Annotated in this window: 16 protein-coding genes; 12 read left to right on the forward strand and 4 right to left on the reverse strand. The window is 52.9% G+C overall.

Annotated elements, in window-relative coordinates:
• The first annotated feature begins 120 nt into the window (after positions 1 to 120).
• The 7 genes from V7676_RS00630 to gspM all read left to right on the forward strand — a co-directional run bounded on the left by V7676_RS00630 (position 121) and on the right by gspM (position 8,130).
• Positions 121 to 900 (forward strand): type II secretion system protein N, encoded by a 780-nt coding sequence (locus tag V7676_RS00630; protein WP_335657726.1) that lies wholly within the window; start codon positions 121 to 123, stop codon positions 898 to 900.
• Positions 900 to 3,089: a type II secretion system secretin GspD gene (gspD, locus tag V7676_RS00635; protein ID WP_335657727.1), complete on the forward strand. Its 2,190-nt coding sequence runs from the start codon at positions 900 to 902 to the stop codon at positions 3,087 to 3,089. The genes V7676_RS00630 and gspD overlap by 1 nt, the downstream gene beginning before the upstream one ends.
• On the forward strand, positions 3,089 to 4,654 hold the full coding sequence (gene gspE / locus V7676_RS00640) for a type II secretion system ATPase GspE (RefSeq protein ID WP_335657728.1): 1,566 nt from the start codon (positions 3,089 to 3,091) through the stop codon (positions 4,652 to 4,654). Before gspD ends, gspE begins: the two co-directional genes overlap by 1 nt.
• On the forward strand, positions 4,647 to 5,861 hold the full coding sequence (gene gspF / locus V7676_RS00645) for a type II secretion system inner membrane protein GspF (RefSeq protein ID WP_335657729.1): 1,215 nt from the start codon (positions 4,647 to 4,649) through the stop codon (positions 5,859 to 5,861). The genes gspE and gspF overlap by 8 nt, the downstream gene beginning before the upstream one ends.
• Positions 5,862 to 5,916: 55 nt before the next feature.
• Positions 5,917 to 6,369, forward strand: coding sequence for a type II secretion system major pseudopilin GspG (gspG, locus tag V7676_RS00650; RefSeq protein WP_335658873.1), 453 nt, complete (start codon positions 5,917 to 5,919; stop codon positions 6,367 to 6,369).
• A 151-nt stretch (positions 6,370 to 6,520) separates the two neighbouring features.
• The gene (gene gspL / locus V7676_RS00655; RefSeq protein WP_335657730.1) at positions 6,521 to 7,648 is read left to right on the forward strand and encodes a type II secretion system protein GspL; all 1,128 of its coding nucleotides are present in this window, start codon (positions 6,521 to 6,523) and stop codon (positions 7,646 to 7,648) included.
• Complete coding sequence (gene gspM, locus V7676_RS00660) at positions 7,645 to 8,130, forward strand: type II secretion system protein GspM (RefSeq protein WP_335657731.1); 486 nt, start codon at positions 7,645 to 7,647, stop codon at positions 8,128 to 8,130. Before gspL ends, gspM begins: the two co-directional genes overlap by 4 nt.
• A 4-nt stretch (positions 8,131 to 8,134) precedes the next feature.
• On the opposite strand, the gene V7676_RS00665 is transcribed toward gspM, so the two are convergent.
• The gene (locus V7676_RS00665) at positions 8,135 to 9,247 is read right to left on the reverse strand and encodes an acyl-CoA desaturase (RefSeq protein WP_335657732.1); all 1,113 of its coding nucleotides are present in this window, start codon (positions 9,245 to 9,247) and stop codon (positions 8,135 to 8,137) included.
• Between the two features lie 266 nt (positions 9,248 to 9,513).
• Between V7676_RS00665 and V7676_RS00670 the strand changes: the two genes are divergently transcribed.
• Both V7676_RS00670 and V7676_RS00675 read left to right on the forward strand, forming a co-directional pair.
• A complete protein-coding gene (locus tag V7676_RS00670; RefSeq protein ID WP_335657733.1) occupies positions 9,514 to 9,852 on the forward strand; it encodes a hypothetical protein in 339 nt (112 codons plus the stop codon).
• Between the two features lie 206 nt (positions 9,853 to 10,058).
• Positions 10,059 to 10,592, forward strand: a complete 534-nt coding sequence (locus V7676_RS00675) for a hypothetical protein (RefSeq protein WP_335657734.1) — start codon at positions 10,059 to 10,061, stop codon at positions 10,590 to 10,592.
• Between the two features lie 22 nt (positions 10,593 to 10,614).
• On the opposite strand, the gene V7676_RS00680 is transcribed toward V7676_RS00675, so the two are convergent.
• Positions 10,615 to 11,385: a hypothetical protein gene (locus tag V7676_RS00680; protein ID WP_335657735.1), complete on the reverse strand. Its 771-nt coding sequence runs from the start codon at positions 11,383 to 11,385 to the stop codon at positions 10,615 to 10,617.
• Positions 11,386 to 11,606: 221 nt separating this feature from the next.
• Here V7676_RS00680 and V7676_RS00685 point away from each other — a divergent pair, with 221 nt between their 5' ends.
• Positions 11,607 to 13,001, forward strand: coding sequence for a cytochrome P450 (locus V7676_RS00685; RefSeq protein WP_335657736.1), 1,395 nt, complete (start codon positions 11,607 to 11,609; stop codon positions 12,999 to 13,001).
• Between the two features lie 32 nt (positions 13,002 to 13,033).
• On the opposite strand, the gene V7676_RS00690 is transcribed toward V7676_RS00685, so the two are convergent.
• Entirely contained in the window at positions 13,034 to 14,248 is a 1,215-nt protein-coding gene (locus V7676_RS00690) for a hypothetical protein (RefSeq protein WP_335657737.1), read from the reverse strand.
• A gap of 239 nt (positions 14,249 to 14,487) precedes the next feature.
• Here V7676_RS00690 and V7676_RS00695 point away from each other — a divergent pair, with 239 nt between their 5' ends.
• Entirely contained in the window at positions 14,488 to 16,185 is a 1,698-nt protein-coding gene (locus V7676_RS00695) for a long-chain-fatty-acid--CoA ligase (RefSeq protein ID WP_335657738.1), read from the forward strand.
• A gap of 3 nt (positions 16,186 to 16,188) precedes the next feature.
• Here the strand turns inward: V7676_RS00695 and V7676_RS00700 are convergent, their stop codons facing one another.
• A complete protein-coding gene (locus tag V7676_RS00700) occupies positions 16,189 to 17,886 on the reverse strand; it encodes a ShlB/FhaC/HecB family hemolysin secretion/activation protein (protein ID WP_335657739.1) in 1,698 nt (565 codons plus the stop codon).
• Between the two features lie 170 nt (positions 17,887 to 18,056).
• Between V7676_RS00700 and V7676_RS00705 the strand changes: the two genes are divergently transcribed.
• Positions 18,057 to 19,574, forward strand: coding sequence for a FecR family protein (locus tag V7676_RS00705; RefSeq protein ID WP_335657740.1), 1,518 nt, complete (start codon positions 18,057 to 18,059; stop codon positions 19,572 to 19,574).
• Positions 19,575 to 19,576: the final 2 nt, after the last annotated feature.

Below are 19,576 nucleotides of genomic sequence, written 5' to 3' on the forward strand. Positions count from 1 at the left end.
TCATCAATGAGTCGCGGGTTGGTCACCAAACCGTTATAGATACTGCACAGCAGCAGGGTGCGGGGATTCGTGGATATTCAACCATTTAACAGATTATTTGATAAAGGGCGGGCGTTGCGAATGCCCGGTCTTTATCCTGTCCTTCTGGCAATATTGCTGGTTTTACTGGTGATACAGGCGTTCAGGTTGATCTGGCTGGTTGCCACGCCGCTGGGGCCGGTTGGCGATTGGCATGGGCGGGAAGTGCAAGTGCTTTCGCCGCAATCCCGCTGGTCCTTGTTTAACAGTTTTGATCCGTTTTTCCGCGCGGGGCCAGCTGCGACTGCCAATGTCGTGACTTCGCTGCAACTCACATTATTTGGAATTAGAATGAATGAAGGCTCCGGCCTTGGCTCAGCCATATTGGCGGGACCGGACGGTGTGCAGGACAGCTATGCCGTGGGCGACGAGATTATGTCGGGTGTGAAGCTGGATGCGGTCCAATTCGATCATGTCGTGATTGATCGCGGCGGCGTTAAAGAAAGCCTGTATCTGGACCAATCGGTGCCAGCGGAAACTGTTGGTGCAGAGGATGATGTTGAAACGGCGGCGGGTTCTGGCTTGCCATCGAACGGCGCTCTCGCAGCAGCAGATATTACCAATGCGTTCGATCTGGCTCCGCGCAGCGCGAACGGCAAAGTGACGGGAATCGTCGTTTCCGGACGCGGCGATGGTGCATTATTTAAGGCTGCAGGTTTCAAGGACGGCGATATCATCGTGTCGGTAAACGGGCAGCCGGTCTCTTCGGCTGGCGATATTTCCACATTAAAAGGTCAGATCGCTCCCGGTGCGCGGTTATCAGTAGAAGTGGAGCGCGGTGCAAATACTGTTCCCATTGCGATTAACATGGGGTCTCAGTAATGACGCATATATTGACGAAAATGGCTGTTAAATGGACGGTCTCTCTGGCCATATTGGGTCCAGTGGCTATGGCTCCGGCCTTTGCGCAGCATAGCCTGAATGTTCGTGATGCTGATATCCGGGCATTTGTTCGCGATGCGGCCCGGGTCACTGGCAGTACCTTCATTGTCGATAGCCGGGTGCAGGGCAAAGTATCGGTCGTGACGGACCGTCCCTTGTCCCGATCCGAATATTTTGAGATTTTTCTGTCGACGTTGCGCGCCAATAATCTGGTCGCTATCCCGACAGCGCGCGGTGCCTATCGCATCCAGCCCGCCGACGGTGCCGCGACCCAGCCGACACGCATTGGTAATCGCCAGTCTGCTGCCAATCAATTTGTTACCGAGGTTGTGCGGCTTAAATCCATTGAAGCGACAGCCGCGTTGGAAACTTTACGTCCGTTGGTGAGTAAGCAGGGCTCGATCACGGGCAACCGCAATGCAAACAGCCTAGTGATTGTCGATTATGCAGATAATATCCGCCGAATTCGAGAATTAATCCGCCAGATTGACCGGGACAGTTCTGCCTCGACTATTGTGAACCTAAAAAATGCCGGCGCGCGGGAAATTGCGACTTCCTTGCAGACTCTAGCGCAACAGGGCGGGGAAGGTGCAGTTGCGCCAGTAACCGTCGTGTCGATTGACAGCAGTAATAGTATTGCGCTGCGCGGTGATCCGGGAGCAGTTGCCAAATTTGCGCAAATGGCGCGGGAGCTTGACCAGCGTGCAGAAGCTGGAACAGAAATCCGCGTGCATCAACTTGATTATGCCAATGCCGAACAATTATTGCCGGTGATCGAACAACTTATCGGGCAGGGTGGAGGCGGATCGGCGCCAACTGTCACGACATCGACCAGCACAGTGGGTGGTGGTAGCAGTGCCACGCCAGCTCCGGCGCCAGTATCCACCTCATCTAATTCAGGGGGCGGCATTTCTCGGCATGGGCCCGCTGTTGTGACCCGTTATGAAGGCACAAATGCCATTATCGTAGCCGCCAATCCGGACGTTCAGCGTATGGTTGGAGAATTGATCCGGCAGTTGGATACGCGGCAAGAGCAGGTATCGGTTGAAGCGATTATCGTGGAAATTTCCGACACTTTGGCGCGCGAACTGGGCGTCCAGTTTTTGCTTGGCGGCAAAGATACGCCCTTTGCGGTTACGAATTTTTCCAATGCGTCCCCGAATATCGTCGATCTTGCGGGCGGGTTGCTGGCCGATCAGTTTAATACATCGACCACAACCACCACAGACACGGCGACCACCACGAGCACCAATAGCGTCGTCGGAGACAAGCTGTTAGGAAATGCAGCAGATGCGGTGCTGGGCGCACGCGGTGCTTTTACCGGCTTCGCAACGACGCTGGGCGGTGATGTCATTCTAGGTTCCATCATCAACGCGGTGCAGCGCGATTCTGACTCGCATCTGCTTTCGACACCATCGCTGACGGTGAATAACAACCTGAAAGGCAGCATCCTTTTTGGTCAGGAAATACCTGTTTCCACCGGAGAGGCTTTGTCGGGTAATTTTGACAATGCGTTCCGCACGATCCAGCGGCAAAATGTCGGTATCGAACTGGAAGTCACGCCGCAAATTAACGCTGGCGATGAAGTGCGGCTGGAGCTTCGGCAGGAAGTCAGTTCCATTGCGGGTCCGGTTTCAAAAGATTTCAACGAGCTGATCATCAACAAGCGCGAGATTAAGACTACGGTGACCGTGGGGGATGGCGAGATTATCGCATTGGGCGGATTGCTGGACGATAATGAGCGTCGCACAATAGAAAAAATCCCCTTTTTGGGGGATATTCCAATATTGGGTGAGTTGTTTAAATCACGCGGAAAATCACGGATAAAAACCAATTTAATGGTCTTCATCCGGCCCAAAATAATGAGGAACCGTGCTGATGCACGCGCTTATGCGGCCCGCCGCTATGGCTATGTCCGGGACCGCCAGTTGCTCCGTGATCCAGAGCAGGAGCCTTCACTTGATGTGTTGGTCCGGGATTATATCGGCGGTGTTCCTCCGGTAGTTCAGGCGCGTCCGGATGACGAGATTATCTATGCTCCCGGAATGATTGGTGCACCGCCAAATGGCGGCCTTGTAGAAGATGTACCGGTCACGCCCAGCAACCTCGATACAGAGAGAAATGACTGATGAAAATCGCGAAAGGAACTGAAGTGGACCGTTCCGGCGATGATATTAAACCTGTTGAAGAACAGGCGTCATTTCCATCCCTTCTAGATATTCCTTACGCATTTGCGCGAGATCATGGCGTGTTGATGATGCGGACCGATGGCGAGCGGCAGACTGTTGCTATGCGCGAAGGATCCGATCCTCAGGCGCTGCTTGAATTACGCCGGTATCTGGCAATGCCATTTGATGTTGATCTATTGGCTCCAGAAGCATTTGAAAAAGCGCTTTCCGAACATTATGCCATGGACGGCAGCGCGGCGGCGATGGCCGGTGATATGAGCCTGAGCAACGACGCACTAGATGATATAGCCGGAAATATTCCAAGCGCAGAAGATTTGCTCGACAGCGCCGATGATGCCCCGACCATCCGGTTGATTAACGGAATTATTGCCGAAGCGGCGCGGCAGGGCGCTTCGGATATTCATATCGAACCCTATGAGACCGGTCTGGTTGTGCGCATGCGGGTGGATGGCGTGCTGATGGAAAAGCTGCGTATGCCGCCCCATGTCGCATCGGTTATCGTCAACCGGATCAAGGTCATGGCCAGACTGGACATTGCCGAACGGCGGATTCCACAAGATGGCCGGATCAGCTTGACCCTTGGCGGCAAGATGCTGGATGTGCGCGTTTCGACCTTGCCCAACCGGTCCAATGAACGGGTTGTGATGCGGATTTTAGATAAAGAGAGCGCGGCGATATCGCTGGATCTACTCGGCATGTCTGAAACGACCCATGAGATTTTGACCGAGGCCTTGGCTGAGCCCAATGGTATCATATTGGTCACCGGTCCCACCGGTTCGGGTAAGACAACTTCGCTTTATGCGGGTCTGAAACAGTTGAATGACGGCAGCCGCAATATCCTGACGATCGAAGATCCGGTGGAATATGCCATTGAAGGTATTGGCCAGACACAGGTAAATGCCAAAGTCGGATTGACGTTCGCCGCCGGATTGCGAGCGATTTTGCGCCAAGATCCTGATGTTGTGATGATCGGTGAAATTCGTGATCGGGAGACGGCGGAAATTGCCGTGCAGGCCTCTCTGACTGGTCATTTGGTGCTCTCCACTGTCCATACCAATGATGCAGTGGGTGCGATTACCCGTATGCGCGATATGAAGATCGAACCATTTCTGCTCGCCTCTACCTTACGGGCGGTGGTCGCCCAGCGGTTGGTGCGCAAGCTGTGTCCACATTGCCGTATTCCTATCCAGGCCGATGGAAGCCTCGCGTCGTTGCTCGGTTTTGACAATGGCACGGTGGTGTACCGCGAAGTGGGTTGTGACGAGTGCAATCATACCGGTTTTCAGGGCCGGATCGGGGTGTTCGAAGCGATCCGTGTCGATGAACAAATCCGCAAACTGATTAATGATGGAGGCGATGAAGGACGCATCACTTCCTATGCCTTCCTCAAAAAACCAAATCTGGGCTCTGCCGCACGCTCGCTGGTGCGCCAAGGGCTGACAACGGCGGAAGAATGTATCCGCATTTCGCGCCGCGAAACTGTGGATGAACAGGTCAATGCCTGAATTTTCATATACTGCTATAGACCCAAAAGGCCGGGAGAAAACCGGCCGGGTTGCGGCCGACAGCAATGAAGAGGCACGTGCCAAGCTGACCGAACGCAAATTTTATGTGGTGAAGGTCGAACATTCGCACAAGCCTTCGTCAAAGCGGGGCCGGTCACTTTTCGGACCCAAGAAACTCGGTTCGAAAGAATTGACTTTATTTACCCGCCAACTGTCGTCGCTGGTGCAAGTCAGTCCGCTCGAAGAAGCCTTGCGGACCATCGGTACCCAGAATGAGAAAGAATATGTCCGCGACCGGATCGCGTCTGTCCATTCCGGTGTCATTGAGGGGCAGCGGCTTGCCGAGGCGATGCGCCGCGAACCGGCGAGCTTTCCGCCGCTTTATCGCGCGATGATTTCGGCGGGCGAAAGTTCCGGTACATTGCCCGATATTACCGAGCGCCTGGCCGGGCTGTTAGAACGCCAGGCAGAGATGCGCGGCAAATTGATCAGCGCACTGGCCTATCCGATTGTACTCGCGCTGGTGGCGATATTGGTTGTCGCTTTGCTGATGATCGCGGTTGTCCCCAAAGTGGTCGAGCAATTTGATGATGTGAATCAGCAGCTTCCTTTTGTGACGCGGGTGGTAATAGGCATTTCCGATTTTCTGGCTAGCTGGTGGTGGGCCATAGCCGCCTTGTTGGTAATGCTGGCCGTTATCGGCTGGCGCGCTTTGAAAGAACCAAAATTCAAATATCGCTTTGACGGTTTCATGCTGCGCACCCCTTTTCTGGGGCGGCTTTTGCGGGATTTAAACGCGGCACGATTGGCCAGAACCCTGTCGACCATGGTGGCGAGCCGTTTGCCGATATTGGAAGGGCTGCGGTTGACGACGAGTACGATCAGCAATGCGGTACTACGCAAGGCGTCAGAAGATATGGTCGAAACTATTCGCGGCGGCGGAAGCCTGTCCAAGGCGCTTAAAAATACCGGCGTGTTTCCACCAATGCTGGTCTATCTTACGGCCAGCGGAGAGGCCTCGGGACAACTGGATGATATGCTGGCCCGCGCCGCAGATTATATGGAGCGGGAATTTGATAATTTCAGCTCGACCGCCTTGTCATTGTTGGAACCGTTGATCATCGTCCTGTTGGGGGGTGTGGTTGCTGTGGTGATCTTGGCGATATTATTACCGATATTACAGCTTCAGAATCTTGCTGGACTGTAGGGCGGGATTTACAGGAGAATATATGCTTAAAATTCTATTCAATCTCCTCACCGATATGGGGCGTCCACCGGTTCGCGATGACCGAAAGAAGCCTAAACCCAATGGTTTCACGCTGGTTGAACTGATGGTGGTGATTTTCATTCTTGGCCTGCTGACGACAATTGTCGTGATCAATGTACTCCCGAGTCAGGACCGCGCCATGGTTGAAAAAGCACGAGCGGATATTGCTACATTGGGGCAGGCGCTCGAAATGTACCGGCTTGATAATTTGAACTATCCGGCATCGTCCGATGGGTTGGCGGCGCTGTCGAGCGCTCCGGCAACCTTGTCGCCATCGGCCCGCTATCGGCAAGGGGGATATATCAAGAAGCTTCCTGAAGATCCGTGGGGACGCCCCTATCAATATGACAATCCAGGACGCAAGGGCCCCGGATTTGATCTTTACTCATTGGGGGCCGACGGTGCACCGGGCGGGGAAGAAGATAATGCAGATATTTACGCTGAATAGCCCGATTGCCATAGGTGACAAGAAGCCTAAAAGGCACTAGCAAACCGCTATAGTAGAATAATTATTTTAGCCGACTCGGGGAGGCCAAATTGGAACAAAATCCGTTACTGCCTCTTATCCTTTGTCTATTGAATCGGACCGCTGAGGGCTAATGTCGTCATTTCAATCCTTGATTACGGTTTTCCCGACGGTGGAGGCGCAGGCTCTGCAGTGGTGGCTTGTGACCGACGGTGCTGTAGAAGCCAAAGGCACCGACGCAGACCCGATGTTCGCCGCCGGGTTGAAACTGCTGTCGGCCGAGAATGAACCGGTAACCCATATTGCATTAATGCCGTCTGCGCTGACCACGGTGCGCTGGCATGCGCCGCTGGATGATATAACTCCGCAGCAAGCATTAGCAGCTGCGCGGATTGCGGCCCAAAAAAGCAGCCTTGGTCTGGAAAACCTCCATATTGCGGCAGTCGTTGATGCTTCGGGACAGGCGGCGACTGCAGGTGTTGGCAAAAACATTATGGCTAGCGGATTGGTGCAGCTCAAAGCGCTAGGCATAGATCCGGATAAAATTATTCCTGTGGGCTGGCTGATCGCGCCAGAGGATGACGGCGTTGTCGAGGCGGATTTCGGTTTCGAAACCGTGTTGCGGGGGGAACAAATGATCATCCCCGACGAGCCATCTTTGCGCGCGCATCTGATTGGTGAGAGCAGGGTGACCGTTTTGCCGGAATCTGTGGTTGATCGGGCGCTGGTCGATGCGGCGGACAATGAAAGTTTAAACTTGCGCTCGGGTGCCTTTGCTAAAAAGTCATATAAGCTCATGACCACCAAGCAAAAGCGGACATTGGGCTGGTTGGCGCTGGCCGCAATTGTGGTTTCGCTTTTGATTCCGGTCATTCAATTGGTGAAATATCATTGGGCAGCAAGAGATGCAGATGTTGCCGCTTTGGCCGCCGCGCAGCCGGTTATTGGTTCGGTGGATAACGTGGAAGAGGCCGATCGTCGGTTGAATGAACGATTGATCAGCGAAAATCGCGGCAATATTGCTTTTTCCGTACCTGCATCGGCGCTATTTTCTGCCCTTCAACAAACGCAAGGCGTGTCGATCGAACGGATAAGCTATCGCAAGGATGGCACAGTTTCTGCTGGTCTGACGGCTGCCCGGAACGAGGATATAAATCCGGCGTTGCTTGCCATCCAAAATGCTGGATTTGTAATCACAGCAACCCCCCGCACGGATGCAACCGGATCGTCCAAAGCTGATATAACGGTGCGCGCGCCATGATAGACATGATCAAAGACTGGTTTCTGGCGCTGAGTCAGCGTGAAAAAATATTAATTAGTGTGATGGGTGTGCTGATCGCTTTGCTGGTCGGGTATTTTGCAATTATTGCGCCGTTCATCGGGGCTTTTGACGCGGCCGAGAAGCGCTATGGGCAAGCGCTGGATAGTCAGGCGCGCATTGAAGCCAAGGTCGATGCGCTAAAGGCACCGAAGGACAAGACGGTAAAGCTGATGGCTGGCCCGCTCGATATCTTTATCAGTCAAAATGCCGGGGAAGCCGGCTTTGCTGTCGGACGGCTGGACCCACAGAGCAATGGCAGCGTTCGACTGGCGATTGATTCCGCAAAGCCAATGGCTTTGTTCGGCTGGTTGGCTACGCTGGAAAGACGCGGCATTTCGGTCGAAGAGCTTTCGGTTAATCCGGGCGCAAACGAAACGGTCACCGCGACGATGATATTGCGGTCAGCTAATAAATTAAACTAGGCTCTCAGCGCGCGTCGGCAGCGGCCGTTAAATCCTCTATTTCCGCATCTATCGTCTCTGCGGTCTTGGGGAACATGATCCCGCCATCGTCCTCAGACATGATTTCCGGACTGAGCGGTTCAATCGTTGATGCCAGCTTTTTCTCTTGCACCCATAAGCCTTGAGCATCGCGCACATATTTCGGTGCGCGCCGGACGTTCCAGACGAGGCCCATTTTCTCCCATAGTGAGATAATATAGCCGTTCACATCGACTTCCCACCACATCAGGCCTGCATAGGCCGAGCGGGGGTGCTGATGGTGGTTGTTGTGCCAACCATCGCCAAAGGTCATCCACGCCATGAACCAGTTATTGCGCGATCCGTCTTTGGTTTTGAAACGCTGTGACCCGAATACATGGCCGATGCTGTTCACACCCATGACGAAGTTGAGAAAGAAGAAATTGCGGAACAGCCCGCCGATCAGGATGGTTCCGATAATATGTTCAGGACCACCAAAAGCGAGCGCCCAGAGCGCAGGAAAGATAATGCTGGAGAAAATGGCAATAGCCCAGCGATGACGGTGACACCACAACACTTGCGGATCGTCGATCAGGCCTTTGCCATAGACGTTCATATCCGATGTTGTATTATCGAACAACCAACCGAAATGGGCGATTCCAAGCCCTTTTAGCCGCGACATTTTCTTGCCATGGCCGTCTATATAGGGGCTGTGGACATCACCGACATCATCCGAAAAAGCATGGTGACGGCGGTGGTCGGCGGCCCATTTCAGGACCGAAGCCTGACAAGCCATTTGCGCCATGATACCGATAGCAAGTCGCATTTTCGGGCCGGCTTGAAACGAGCGATGGGTATAAAAACGGTGATAGCCGATGCCAACGCCCATGTTGATCAGCACATAGCCAAACAGGAAAGCAGACCATTCGACCCAGCCAGTGGCATGGGTTAATGTCCAATAGAGCGCGCCGATTGAACCGAGCGTCATGGATGAAAGCAAAATCCCATATTCGATGCGCTTGGCACGCGCCGCAGGGCCGCCGATAATCACACCATGTTGTGGATGGATTTCTGCAGGTTCAAATTTTTCTGGTTGAATGTCCCGATAAGCCGTCGCCATAGTACAACCCCTGATACTAGTTACATCGTTGAAAGTACCGGCTTTGGAACATGATTACAATTCTCTTAACTATAATTAGTGGTGGATAGGCCCGATTTGGCTGCAATAGTTAAAAATTCGCCGGAAATCAGGTCAATATTACTGACGCAGCCATGGCTTTTATCGCATCAATGGTACGCCTTGTCCGACGATATCTCCTGTTCATGATCCCGAAAGCGAATCTCGTCTGTTCTGTGCAGGTCGAAATATCGATAAGGAGAATAACTATGAAGATCCGCAATATGATATTAACCGCCACCGGTGCGGCGATGATGATTTTACCGGCTGTCGGGGCAGCCGCCCATCCATCGCATGGCGGTGCGCAGCAAGAAATTCTGAGGCAGCCCATTGGCAATGTCGAGAATAATTACTGGTTCGACTATCTCACTGATATTCAGGAAGCCGAACACGAGTTGAAAAAGGATTTAGCCCGCGCGACGGATGATGAAGATCGCCGGGATGCGAAGGAAGAATATCGCAACGAAATCGCCGATGCGAACAAGGATTATAAGAAAGAAATGAAAGAAAAAGGCTATAATGTTGGCCGTGTGACCGTGGGACGGTAACGCTATCCGCACTTTATCCTGTTTGATCAAGCGGGGCCGCTCCATAAAATATGGGGCGGCCCCGTTTATATTTGTGAATCAGCCTTCGCCCCACGGGTACGTAGAACCGGACTTTTGCATATCGGTGAAGGATGATGTGATTAACATCATTGCCCAAGCGAAAATTTGTCCTAAACCCTTATAGGAGTTACGGAGAGGCCACCTGTATGTTTTTGCGCTTATCAATATTTTCCGCCGCCATTTTTATTCTGGGTCAAGTCGCTATCGCGCAAACCCTGCCCGATCAGGTGACGAAGGAGAATGGTGTCAGCGAGATTGCCCCACCTTCAAAAGCTACTGCTCCGGCTGAAAATATCCCCTATGATCTGACTGGATATTGGAAATATGGCGATAACCGGATATTATATCTCACCCAAAACGGTGTGAACCTTGAATCCCGTCATACAAAGCGAACAACGGATTTTGTCCATGAAGCTGACGAAGTAGACTTTACCGCGACCCTCCGCGGAAATCTTGTCTATGGGGCGCATCTCATCCGGCTATCATGGGCGATGCATAACATCTGTCCGGTCGATCTTTGGGTAGGCATGGGCCTTACCGTCAATGACGAGCAAACCAAGCTAACAGGATTCCGGGGGCACCGAACCGTCAATCTTAAAACCTGTAAGGTTGAGGATCAGCCGCCACGGGATTTTGTTTACACCAGAATGCTTGATGAAAAAGGCCATCCGCTAAAATAGCCAGCTCATCTTTCCGTCTTGATCAGTCCTTCTTGGCGTTGCGGCGCAATACTTCCATTCGAGAGTTGCCCTGAGCCGGACGTGATGTTGGTTGAGGGGCCGTGCGTGCGACGGGTTCTGGCCTTTGTTGTGCGGCTGGCTGGGCCGCGCTTTGGGGGCGTGCATCAGTGCCTTGACGGTTGCCGCGTCGGTTTTGCCGTGTTTCGCTATCGCGCTTGCCGCGTATGGCGCCATCGCGTAGCCCGACCCGACCGGTGCGCGCATCATTGGCTTGATTAGGAGTGGTTGCTCTTCGATCCGCACGATCAGACCGGCGATCCCGTCTGTCAGCGCGTTGAGCCGGAGTCAGGTCGCCGCGGCGTTCCCGCCTCTCAGCTCGCTGTGCCGGAGTTAGATCACGGCCGCGATCGCCGTTGCGCCAATCATTTCGTCTGTCATCGCGATCGCCCCGATGGGCATGGCGCGAACCATATTCGGCCCGCTGCCGCGCCCAATGTAGCCGGTGATTGCGCTGCATTGCATAACGTGATCCCCCGCGATCGAAAACGTAGAGGCCGTAGCCGGGATAATAGAAATTGTCATACCAGCCGCCGCCAAATCCGATATTGGCATAGCCATATCCGCTGTCGCAGGCATAATAATCATCAAAGGGGGCATAAGGATCGCAGGCATAGCCCGCGCCATTGACATAGCCGTCACCATAAGCGCCGCCATAGGCGCAGGCACTAAGGCTGAGCACCGCTCCGCCAAGCATTGCTGGCTTAATCAGCTTCTTCATCCAAAATTGCACCATGGTCTTACCCCTTGTTCAAGCCGGTCGCGCTGCATGGAGCCACGCCAATCGGTTGTATCGTTAATATAGACCTGCCTTTCTCGGCGAGTCCTGTTTCTTTCTATGTTGCTCTATTTTGTAACATTGATGGATTGAATTGAGAATGAACAGAGAAGCTTGCTGACATTAATGAAAGTAGCTACAAAGCATCAATAACATAAAGTTTTTCAGGAGTTTTTGTCTTGGCCAGCGCAGCACAATCCCACGGATACCCTTATACCGAGACCGCGAACCCGCATTGGGTGAAGCCACCAAGCAAGGCCGCGCTTGCCCATATTCCTGGCGAAGATGGGTTACCGATATTGGGTACAACCCTTCGGGTGATTAAGGATCCCATCAGTTTTAGTCGGCAGATGGTTGAGAAATATGGCTCGGTCTATCGGACTTATAATTTCGGCAAAGACAATGTCATGCTGCTCGGCGCGGATGCGACGGAACTGGTGATGTTCAATAAGGATAAGATTTTCTCCAATGAACAGGGCTGGGGGCCCGTGCTCAACAATCTGTTTCCTCGGGGGCTGATGCTGATGGATTTTGAGCGGCATCGGGCCGACCGCAAGGCGCTGTCGGTTGCGTTTAAGCCGGGACCGATGAAGCATCATTGCAAGGTTCTGAACGAAGGCATAGCGGAACGTGTGACCGAATGGAGCGGGACCAGCTTTGAATTTTATCCGGCGATTAAATCCCTGTCGCTCGATACCGCCGCAAGCGCGATTCTGGGCATTCCATGGGGACCAGAGGCGGATAAGATCAACAAGGCCTTTGTCGATGAGGTACAGGCTTCTGTCGGCATCGTGCGTTCACCGTTACCGTTCACCAAGATGTGGCGCGGCGTGAAGGCACGCGAATATCTGCTGAGCTATTTCACCCCGCAGGTGAAGGAGCGGCGCGAAAAAGGCGGCGAGGATATTTTTACCCAGATTTGTCTCGCGACCCACGAAGATGGCAGCTTGCTGACCGAGGATGAAGTCGTCGATCACATGAACTTCCTGATGATGGCGGCGCATGACACGATTACCTCTTCTGCGACCAGCATGATCTATTTGCTCGCCAAACACCCGGAATGGCAGGATAGGTTGCGCGAAGAGTGCCTCCGCGTTGCGCCTGCCGGCCAACCACTATCTTATGACGATCTCGGCAAGTTGGAACTGACCGAAATGGCATTTAAGGAATCCTTGCGCCTGATCCCGCCGGTTCCCAGCATCCCGCGCCGTGCGATCAAGCAATTCACCTTCCGCAACTATACGATTCCGGCTGGAACGAATATCGGGATTAGTCCGCAATTTGTGCACAAGATGGAAAAACATTGGCCGAATCCGAGTAAATTTGATCCGATGCGCTTCACAGCTGAAAATAGTGCCGGTCGTCACAAATATGCATGGGTTCCTTTTGGCGGCGGCGCGCATATGTGTCTGGGGCTGCATTTCGCCTATATGCAGATCAAAATCTTGATGCATGCCATATTGACCCAGAACCGTGTGGTGCTGAGCGGTGGGCCGGATTATGAACCGAAATGGCAGGTTTTTCCGATCCCGCAGCCAAAAGACGGTTTGCCAGTTAGGTTGGAGGCGCTTTAGCAGACGGGAGCAAGTTGTTCCAAACGGCGCGATTAACTTGTCCCCACTGACTCTACATCATTACCGAAAAGCACAATCACTGTGCCCAAGACGGCCAGTAGAATGAATCCGGCCTTCTGATAAAGCGTGCCGCCAACCAGAAATGCCCTCCGGGCAGCGATGGCGGACTGCAAGCTGTAGTAAATTGCAAAGGCACGCGACGCATAAGCGATGATCTGGAATATATTGGCCTCCCAAGTCAGGAACAGGCCGACGGCTACAAGCAGAGCATAGCCGTTGCGTGCACTCATGCGCCCACGCGTCAGTTCTTTCAGCAATCCGCCAGAACCACTGGTGTCCGCAATCGCGGCACTGAATTGCGCTGCTAGCGCCGCCGCGACGAGCAGCACCGGCAAGATTGGTGTAATCAGACTCATCATGTCGATAATCGCAGTTTCGCTGAGTTGAAACTGGCTGCGGTCAAAGGAATAGGCGAATAAGCTGATATAGAGCATGTAGATGACCGCACAGACGGCCTGCGCAAGCCGCATCGACTTGATCCGCGTTGCCGGATCATAGTTATGCCCCAGATAGCGTGAGGTTTCGAATCCCTGAACGGTGATAATCAGCCCGAAGGCCAGAGTGAAAGCGGGCCAGCCGGATAATTCCGGCGCGTGGAAATAGAGGCCGGAACCGCTGGCTTTCTGATAGAAATAGTAAGTCAGCCCGACCAGCAGCCCCACGATGATCGCCAGTTTTAGCGTCACTGCGGCATATTCCATTCTTTCCAGCGCCCTGAAACCGCTGGTCCAGCCAACGATCAATATGAGGATATAGACCGCCGATGTCAGTAGCTTGGCATTGATATGGTTGTCGAACGGCGTCAGGCTGACCGCGAAGGCCCCGAGCAGGTTGAGATAATAGGCCACCGAAATCATGAAGGCGAATACCAGTGACCAGGATGCGGCGATTTCGAGACGCTCGACTGCAATATTTTCCAACGGCTCGGGCACATTGCGCCAGAAAATATTAAATCGGATCGCTGCCCCGAACAGATAGGCACCAAGACATAGTCCGGCCATTATCAGCGGCGCATTGCGACCATAAGCCGATACCAGAATCGGTGCGAGTACCAGAAACCCGCTACCGATGATTGAGGCTAGCGGCGTAACGGTTGCCCGCCAGACACGGGATTTGGATACTCGCGGGGAGAGGAGATAGATGCTCGCCAAAATTGCTGATCCTATGATCGCGATATTCAATAGCAAAAAAGTTTCCGATCAAGCGCAAGAGACGATGAGATAATCTAAACTTATCTGCTGCAGCTGTCGAAACAAATGGTCATGACATTGGGAAAGCTAGCCAATAAATAATGAGCTTTCTCGAGTTTGGCATCAAAAACCTCTATTCCGACTATCATCCATTGCGGCAGCAACAAATTCTGGATTGACCCGAAGTTCGCGCATTACCATTGTCATCCGGCGGATATTGACTTACAAAAATGTCAATGACTGACATCCCCGAAATACAATCACCTGCTGATTCCGCCCCCATCTGGAAATCGCGTTACAATCATCCCACTGATTGGGACCAATTTTTTTCGCCGTTGTCGATGCCCGGCATGTTCTTTCGCTCGGCGGGGCGCCGGGGGGATGCCAATCTGCTCGACTTTATGGGGCGGAAATATAGCTATGCAGAAGTCGCTGCCGGTGTCGTTCGGGTTGCCAAGGGCTTGCAGGATCTCGGCGTCAAAAAGGGTGACCGGATCGGTTTGTTTCTGCCCAATGTGCCGCATTATGTGACGGCTTATTATGGCGCGATGGCCGCTGGTGCGACGGTGGTCAATTTCTCTCCGCTCTATACTGTGGACGAACTCAACCATCAGGTTGAGGATAGCGGGACGAAAATTCTTTTCACTCTGTCGGCTAGTGCGGTTTTTCCCACGGCTTATGAAGTGCTTCAGCAATCGAGTTTGGAACGATTAGTAGTTGGAAGCGTCGCAGGCGCATTGCCGGGGGCAAAGGCGCTGTTTTACCGCCTGTTCCGGCAAAAGGAAAATTCGGTTCAGCCGGATGATGACCGGATCACACCTTTTGCGGATCTGACCAATAATGACGGCAAATATATCGCGCCCAATATTCACCCGGAAAAGGATATTGCGCTTTTGCAATATACCGGCGGCACAACCGGCACGCCCAAAGGAGCGATGCTCAGCCATCAGAACCTGACCGCCAATGCCCGGCAGATTAATAGCATTGATCCGTTTATTGACGAAGATGACCGGTTGATGGGCGTGCTGCCCTTTTTCCATGTCTTCGCCAATAGCGCGGTGCTCAACCGGACGGTGCACAGAGGTGGAGAGATTGTCATGTTGCCGCGGTTTGATGCGAAGCAGACATTGAAAGCCATTACGCGTAATCAGATTACGGCAATGCCGGGCGTACCGACCATGTATCAAGCGCTGCTGGATCATCCCGATATCGACAAGACTAATTTTTCTTCCTTGAAAATATGTGTGTCCGGCGGAGCGCCACTGCCGCAGGAGCTTAAGAAAAAGTTCGAAGCCAAGACCGGAGCGAAGCTTGTCGAAGGCTATGGTTTGACCGAAAGTTCGGGTGTGGTCAGCGCCAATCCTTATGCTGGCTTGAACAAATCCGGGACGATCGGACAGCCGGTGCCGGGAACGTTTGTCAAACTTGTCGATAAGGAAAATCCGAAAAAACCGGTCCCCAAGGGCGAACCGGGCGAGCTGATTTTCTCTGGCCCGCAAGTCATGCAAGGCTATTGGAACCGTCCAGAGGCGGATGCAGAAGTGTTCGTCGATGGTTTCCTGCGCACCGGTGATGTCGCGGTGATTGACGAGGATGGCTATATCAAGATTGTCGACCGGCTAAAGGATATGATCGCCGTTGGTGGTTTCAAAGTCTTCCCCAGTCAGGTTGAGGAAGTGCTCTACAAGCATGAAGCTGTCAAAGAGGCGCTGGTCATCGGCGTGCCGGACGATTATCGCGGCGAGAGCCCCAAGGCCTATGTCTCGCTGGAAGACGGAATGGATATCGATGGGGCGGCGCTTAAAGACTGGCTCAATCCGCAGTTGGGTAAACATGAGCGGGTTGTTGATGTTATCGTGCGGGAGAGCTTGCCAAAGACGATGATCGGCAAGCTGGACCGTAAAGTGCTCCGTGCTGAAGAGTTAGGTAGCTAGACGTTAGAAATTAATCCCGACTTTGACATTTATATGCGGTTTCTTGTTGCCGGAGTGCTTGCGATCACGATTGACGGGAAGCGCGGTTTCGAATTCGAAATCCAACGGTCCAACGGTCCCGCGAATGCCGGGGCCAGCGGAAATCAATGTACCTTCGCTGCTATTATTGCCGAGATCGTTGACATAGCCGATGTCGCCAAATCCATAGAGTTGTATGCTCTTCAACCAGGCAAGACGGGATTTCAGATTATACTGCAGTTCGGCCATGGCGTAAAAGCCGTCGTCACCTGAAAGTTCGCTGAAATCATAACCGCGTACGCGATAAGCGCCGCCGATGCTCAGCTCCTGTGTCGCGAGCAAGGGTTCGCTCGCAATTTGGCCGCGAGCAGCAAGATAGATGTTGATATCTTTGGCTAAGCCGGTTCTAAAATCAGCCCAATATTCGCCCTTTGTAAAAACTCCATCTCCGTCTCGCCGGGATGCCATTGGATCTCCCAACCGGGTCGCGCCGAAAATATCGAAACCGTGGACGATGGATGCACCGGCCCGCAACTTACCGCCAGCAAACGAGATTTCGCTTCTAACGCCCACTGACACCGTGACTTCTGTATCTTGACGGATCAAAACATTCATGGCGTCATTGTCGATGGAAAGATAAGCAGCCTGTGTTTCGATCCACAGGCTGCCCGAGGTGGACCGGACAAGGGGATAGCTTGCGAAAAGCCCCAGATAGCGGCTTTCGCCGGTGATATTGGAACTTGCTGCGGTGCCGCCGGGTGCGTTTTCACCCACTGAACCTGCAATGCCGGCCCTGATTCCGTCTGTGCCGAGGGCGGTTTCGTAATAGGCGCTGACGGAGAGTATTTCCTTAGGTTCAACCGGATTGGCCCGTATCGCCGTGCCGAGAACATCAGAATCATGGATTTTCCCCCGCAGATCGCCGGAGAGCCGCGCCCTTGCCGGGCCGTAACTATGGCTGCCGTAATTATCACCTTCTATACGGAAACTGTCACCGCGTTCGCGAACCGTGACCTGCAGGATGTTTTGACCATTTTCTTGTCGGAAATCTGAAGAGACCACCACGATGTCGGGTATGTCGCTGGCGAGCAATAATTGCCGTTCAATTTGGGGCCGGTGCGCAACTTTACCTTCCAGGGAAGACAGGATTTTCCGTAAATGCCGATTGTCTGAACCGATAATTTGCACCGCATCAATAGTGCCTTCAATCAGCTTTATTTCCAGCACACCCATTTGAACCGACTGTTCCGGTATATAGGCTGAGGCCAGTATATAGCCTTCTTCCCGAGCAATATTTGCAATTTGCTGTGTGAGCGAGGTCAGCTCCTCTGTGCTTGCCTCATGTCCAATAAAGTCCTCAACCACGGATGAAAATATTTCGATGTTCATCGCCTCGGCTCCCACAACGCCAATGGCACCGATGCGGAAATTCTCTGGCCCCTCATTGACGAGCTGTGCCTCATCAGGCGTTTGAAGCGATGAAAACGCGATATCGGAGATATCTGATGATAGCGGGACAGGCCGTGATGACAGCTGTTCTGAAACGTCGGGATCTGGGATGCCAGCCGTCCAGACAGCTCCGTCAAAAGCAGCAAATTCGCTGTCTTGCGCTATTTCAATCTGCTGCCCCAGTGCCGGGGCATGCAATACTAATAGGGAAGGGATTAAAGCTATACGCAACAAAAACAACACCAATACTTGTGAACACCTAATTTGATTAACGGTATATATTGATGGTGTTAAATGTTGGTTATCGAGGGCGGGGATAAAGTTTTTTTAACCAGCCCTCTTCTTCATATCTTTAAAACCCTGCCGTTAAAGACGAGGCATAGTAATAGTAGAGAGTTTTGAACATGATCCGTCCCGTTACCAAATCATTCCTTATCGCGGCATTATTGTCGGGCAGCGCAGCCTATGCTGGCACACCCGGCTGGCAAGTGTCTGAGATTAGCGGAAATGTGACGATAGCGCGCAAAGGGGTTGTGAAAATCGCGGAGCGTCAGACTAAATTGGCAGCCGGCGACGTGATCAAAACAGGGCCGAAGGGGCGGGCTGTATTGCTACGCGGCGGCGAATATCTGGTGGTATCGCCCGCAAGCCATATCGAAATTGCAGAGCCTGCAGCAAACGGAAAAGTTACGCAGATTATTGAATATCTCGGCAACGTCCTGTTCCGGATCGATAAAAAGGCAACGCCGCATTTCGGCGTAAAGACACCCTATATGGCGGCTGTGGTCAAAGGTACGACATTTAGCGTTTCGGTGAGCGCCGAAGGTTCAGCTGTGCAGGTCACAGAAGGTGCTGTGCAAGTATCGACACTGGATGATGGCGCATCCGAATTGGTGACCCCTGGTGTGATCGGCATGATCAATGCCAATGACCCATTTAGTCTGGTTGTTGTTGATGGTGAGCGGCGGACCATTGTATCGCCTAATAAACCGGCGACGACCGATGGCGGGAATGTGACTACGAAAGTGACGCAACCTGTGAAATCGACGGACGTTACAACAGTAAAAACTCCATCTTCCAATTTGTCGGGTAAAGTCGCTGCGCCGATTGGCGAGCGAGGCATTGTGCTGGCGGCTTTGACTAAGGGGCCTGTTAGCGGCGGCGTTGACTATAATAAATCGATCACAATTGAAAATGCGGAAGGTTCGGTTTCTGCTGTTGAAGACGCAAGCCAGAATCAAGCGATGAATAATATCGTCGACAATAATGTTAATCTCGGCCTTGGAATCGAAACCAGTAACGGTAATGGAACCAGCAACGGCAACGGTCTCGCGCTTGGTGTCGGCAACGGCAATGGCAATGGCGGATCTGCTGTAGTTACGCCTCCCGTCGTTGATATCGAGACCGGTAATGGTAAAGGAAACGGCCTCGCGCTTGGTGTTGGCAACGGCAATGGTAATGGCGGATCTGCTGTAGTTACGCCTCCCGTCGTTGATATCGGAACCGGCAACGGTAATGGAAACGGGCTCGCGCTTGGCGTCGGTACTGGAAATAACAATAATAATAATAATAATAATAATGATGATGATGATGATGGCGGGTCTGCTGTCGTTATTCCTCCCGTCGTTGAAATCGAAATCGAAATTGGCAACGGTAATGGCAATGGTCTCGCACTCGGCGTCGGTAATGGAAACGGCAATGGTCTCGCACTTGGCGTCGGTAATGGAAGCGGCAATGGTCTCGCGCTTGGTATCGGTAATGGAAACGGCAATGGTCTAGCACTCGGCGTCGGAAACGGTAACGGCAATGGTCTCGCGCTTGGTAACGGTAACGGTAACGGCAACGGCAACGGCAACGGCAACGGCAACGGCAACGGCAACGGTAACGGTAACGGTAACGGTAACGGTAATAACGAGGACTGACA

It is taken from the genome of Parasphingorhabdus sp. (genome assembly GCF_036963805.1).
Classification (GTDB): domain Bacteria; phylum Pseudomonadota; class Alphaproteobacteria; order Sphingomonadales; family Sphingomonadaceae; genus Parasphingorhabdus.

Coding starts and splice junctions, on each gene's coding strand:
- V7676_RS00630 (WP_335657726.1), top strand. CDS start 121: ATGCCCGGTCTTTATCCTGTCCTTCTGGCAATATTGCTGGTTTTACTG.
- gspD (WP_335657727.1), top strand. CDS start 900: ATGACGCATATATTGACGAAAATGGCTGTTAAATGGACGGTCTCTCTG.
- gspE (WP_335657728.1), top strand. CDS start 3,089: ATGAAAATCGCGAAAGGAACTGAAGTGGACCGTTCCGGCGATGATATT.
- gspF (WP_335657729.1), top strand. CDS start 4,647: ATGCCTGAATTTTCATATACTGCTATAGACCCAAAAGGCCGGGAGAAA.
- gspG (WP_335658873.1), top strand. CDS start 5,917: ATGGGGCGTCCACCGGTTCGCGATGACCGAAAGAAGCCTAAACCCAAT.
- gspL (WP_335657730.1), top strand. CDS start 6,521: ATGTCGTCATTTCAATCCTTGATTACGGTTTTCCCGACGGTGGAGGCG.
- gspM (WP_335657731.1), top strand. CDS start 7,645: ATGATAGACATGATCAAAGACTGGTTTCTGGCGCTGAGTCAGCGTGAA.
- V7676_RS00665 (WP_335657732.1), bottom strand. CDS start 9,247: ATGGCGACGGCTTATCGGGACATTCAACCAGAAAAATTTGAACCTGCA.
- V7676_RS00670 (WP_335657733.1), top strand. CDS start 9,514: ATGAAGATCCGCAATATGATATTAACCGCCACCGGTGCGGCGATGATG.
- V7676_RS00675 (WP_335657734.1), top strand. CDS start 10,059: ATGTTTTTGCGCTTATCAATATTTTCCGCCGCCATTTTTATTCTGGGT.
- V7676_RS00680 (WP_335657735.1), bottom strand. CDS start 11,385: ATGGTGCAATTTTGGATGAAGAAGCTGATTAAGCCAGCAATGCTTGGC.
- V7676_RS00695 (WP_335657738.1), top strand. CDS start 14,488: ATGACTGACATCCCCGAAATACAATCACCTGCTGATTCCGCCCCCATC.
- V7676_RS00705 (WP_335657740.1), top strand. CDS start 18,057: ATGATCCGTCCCGTTACCAAATCATTCCTTATCGCGGCATTATTGTCG.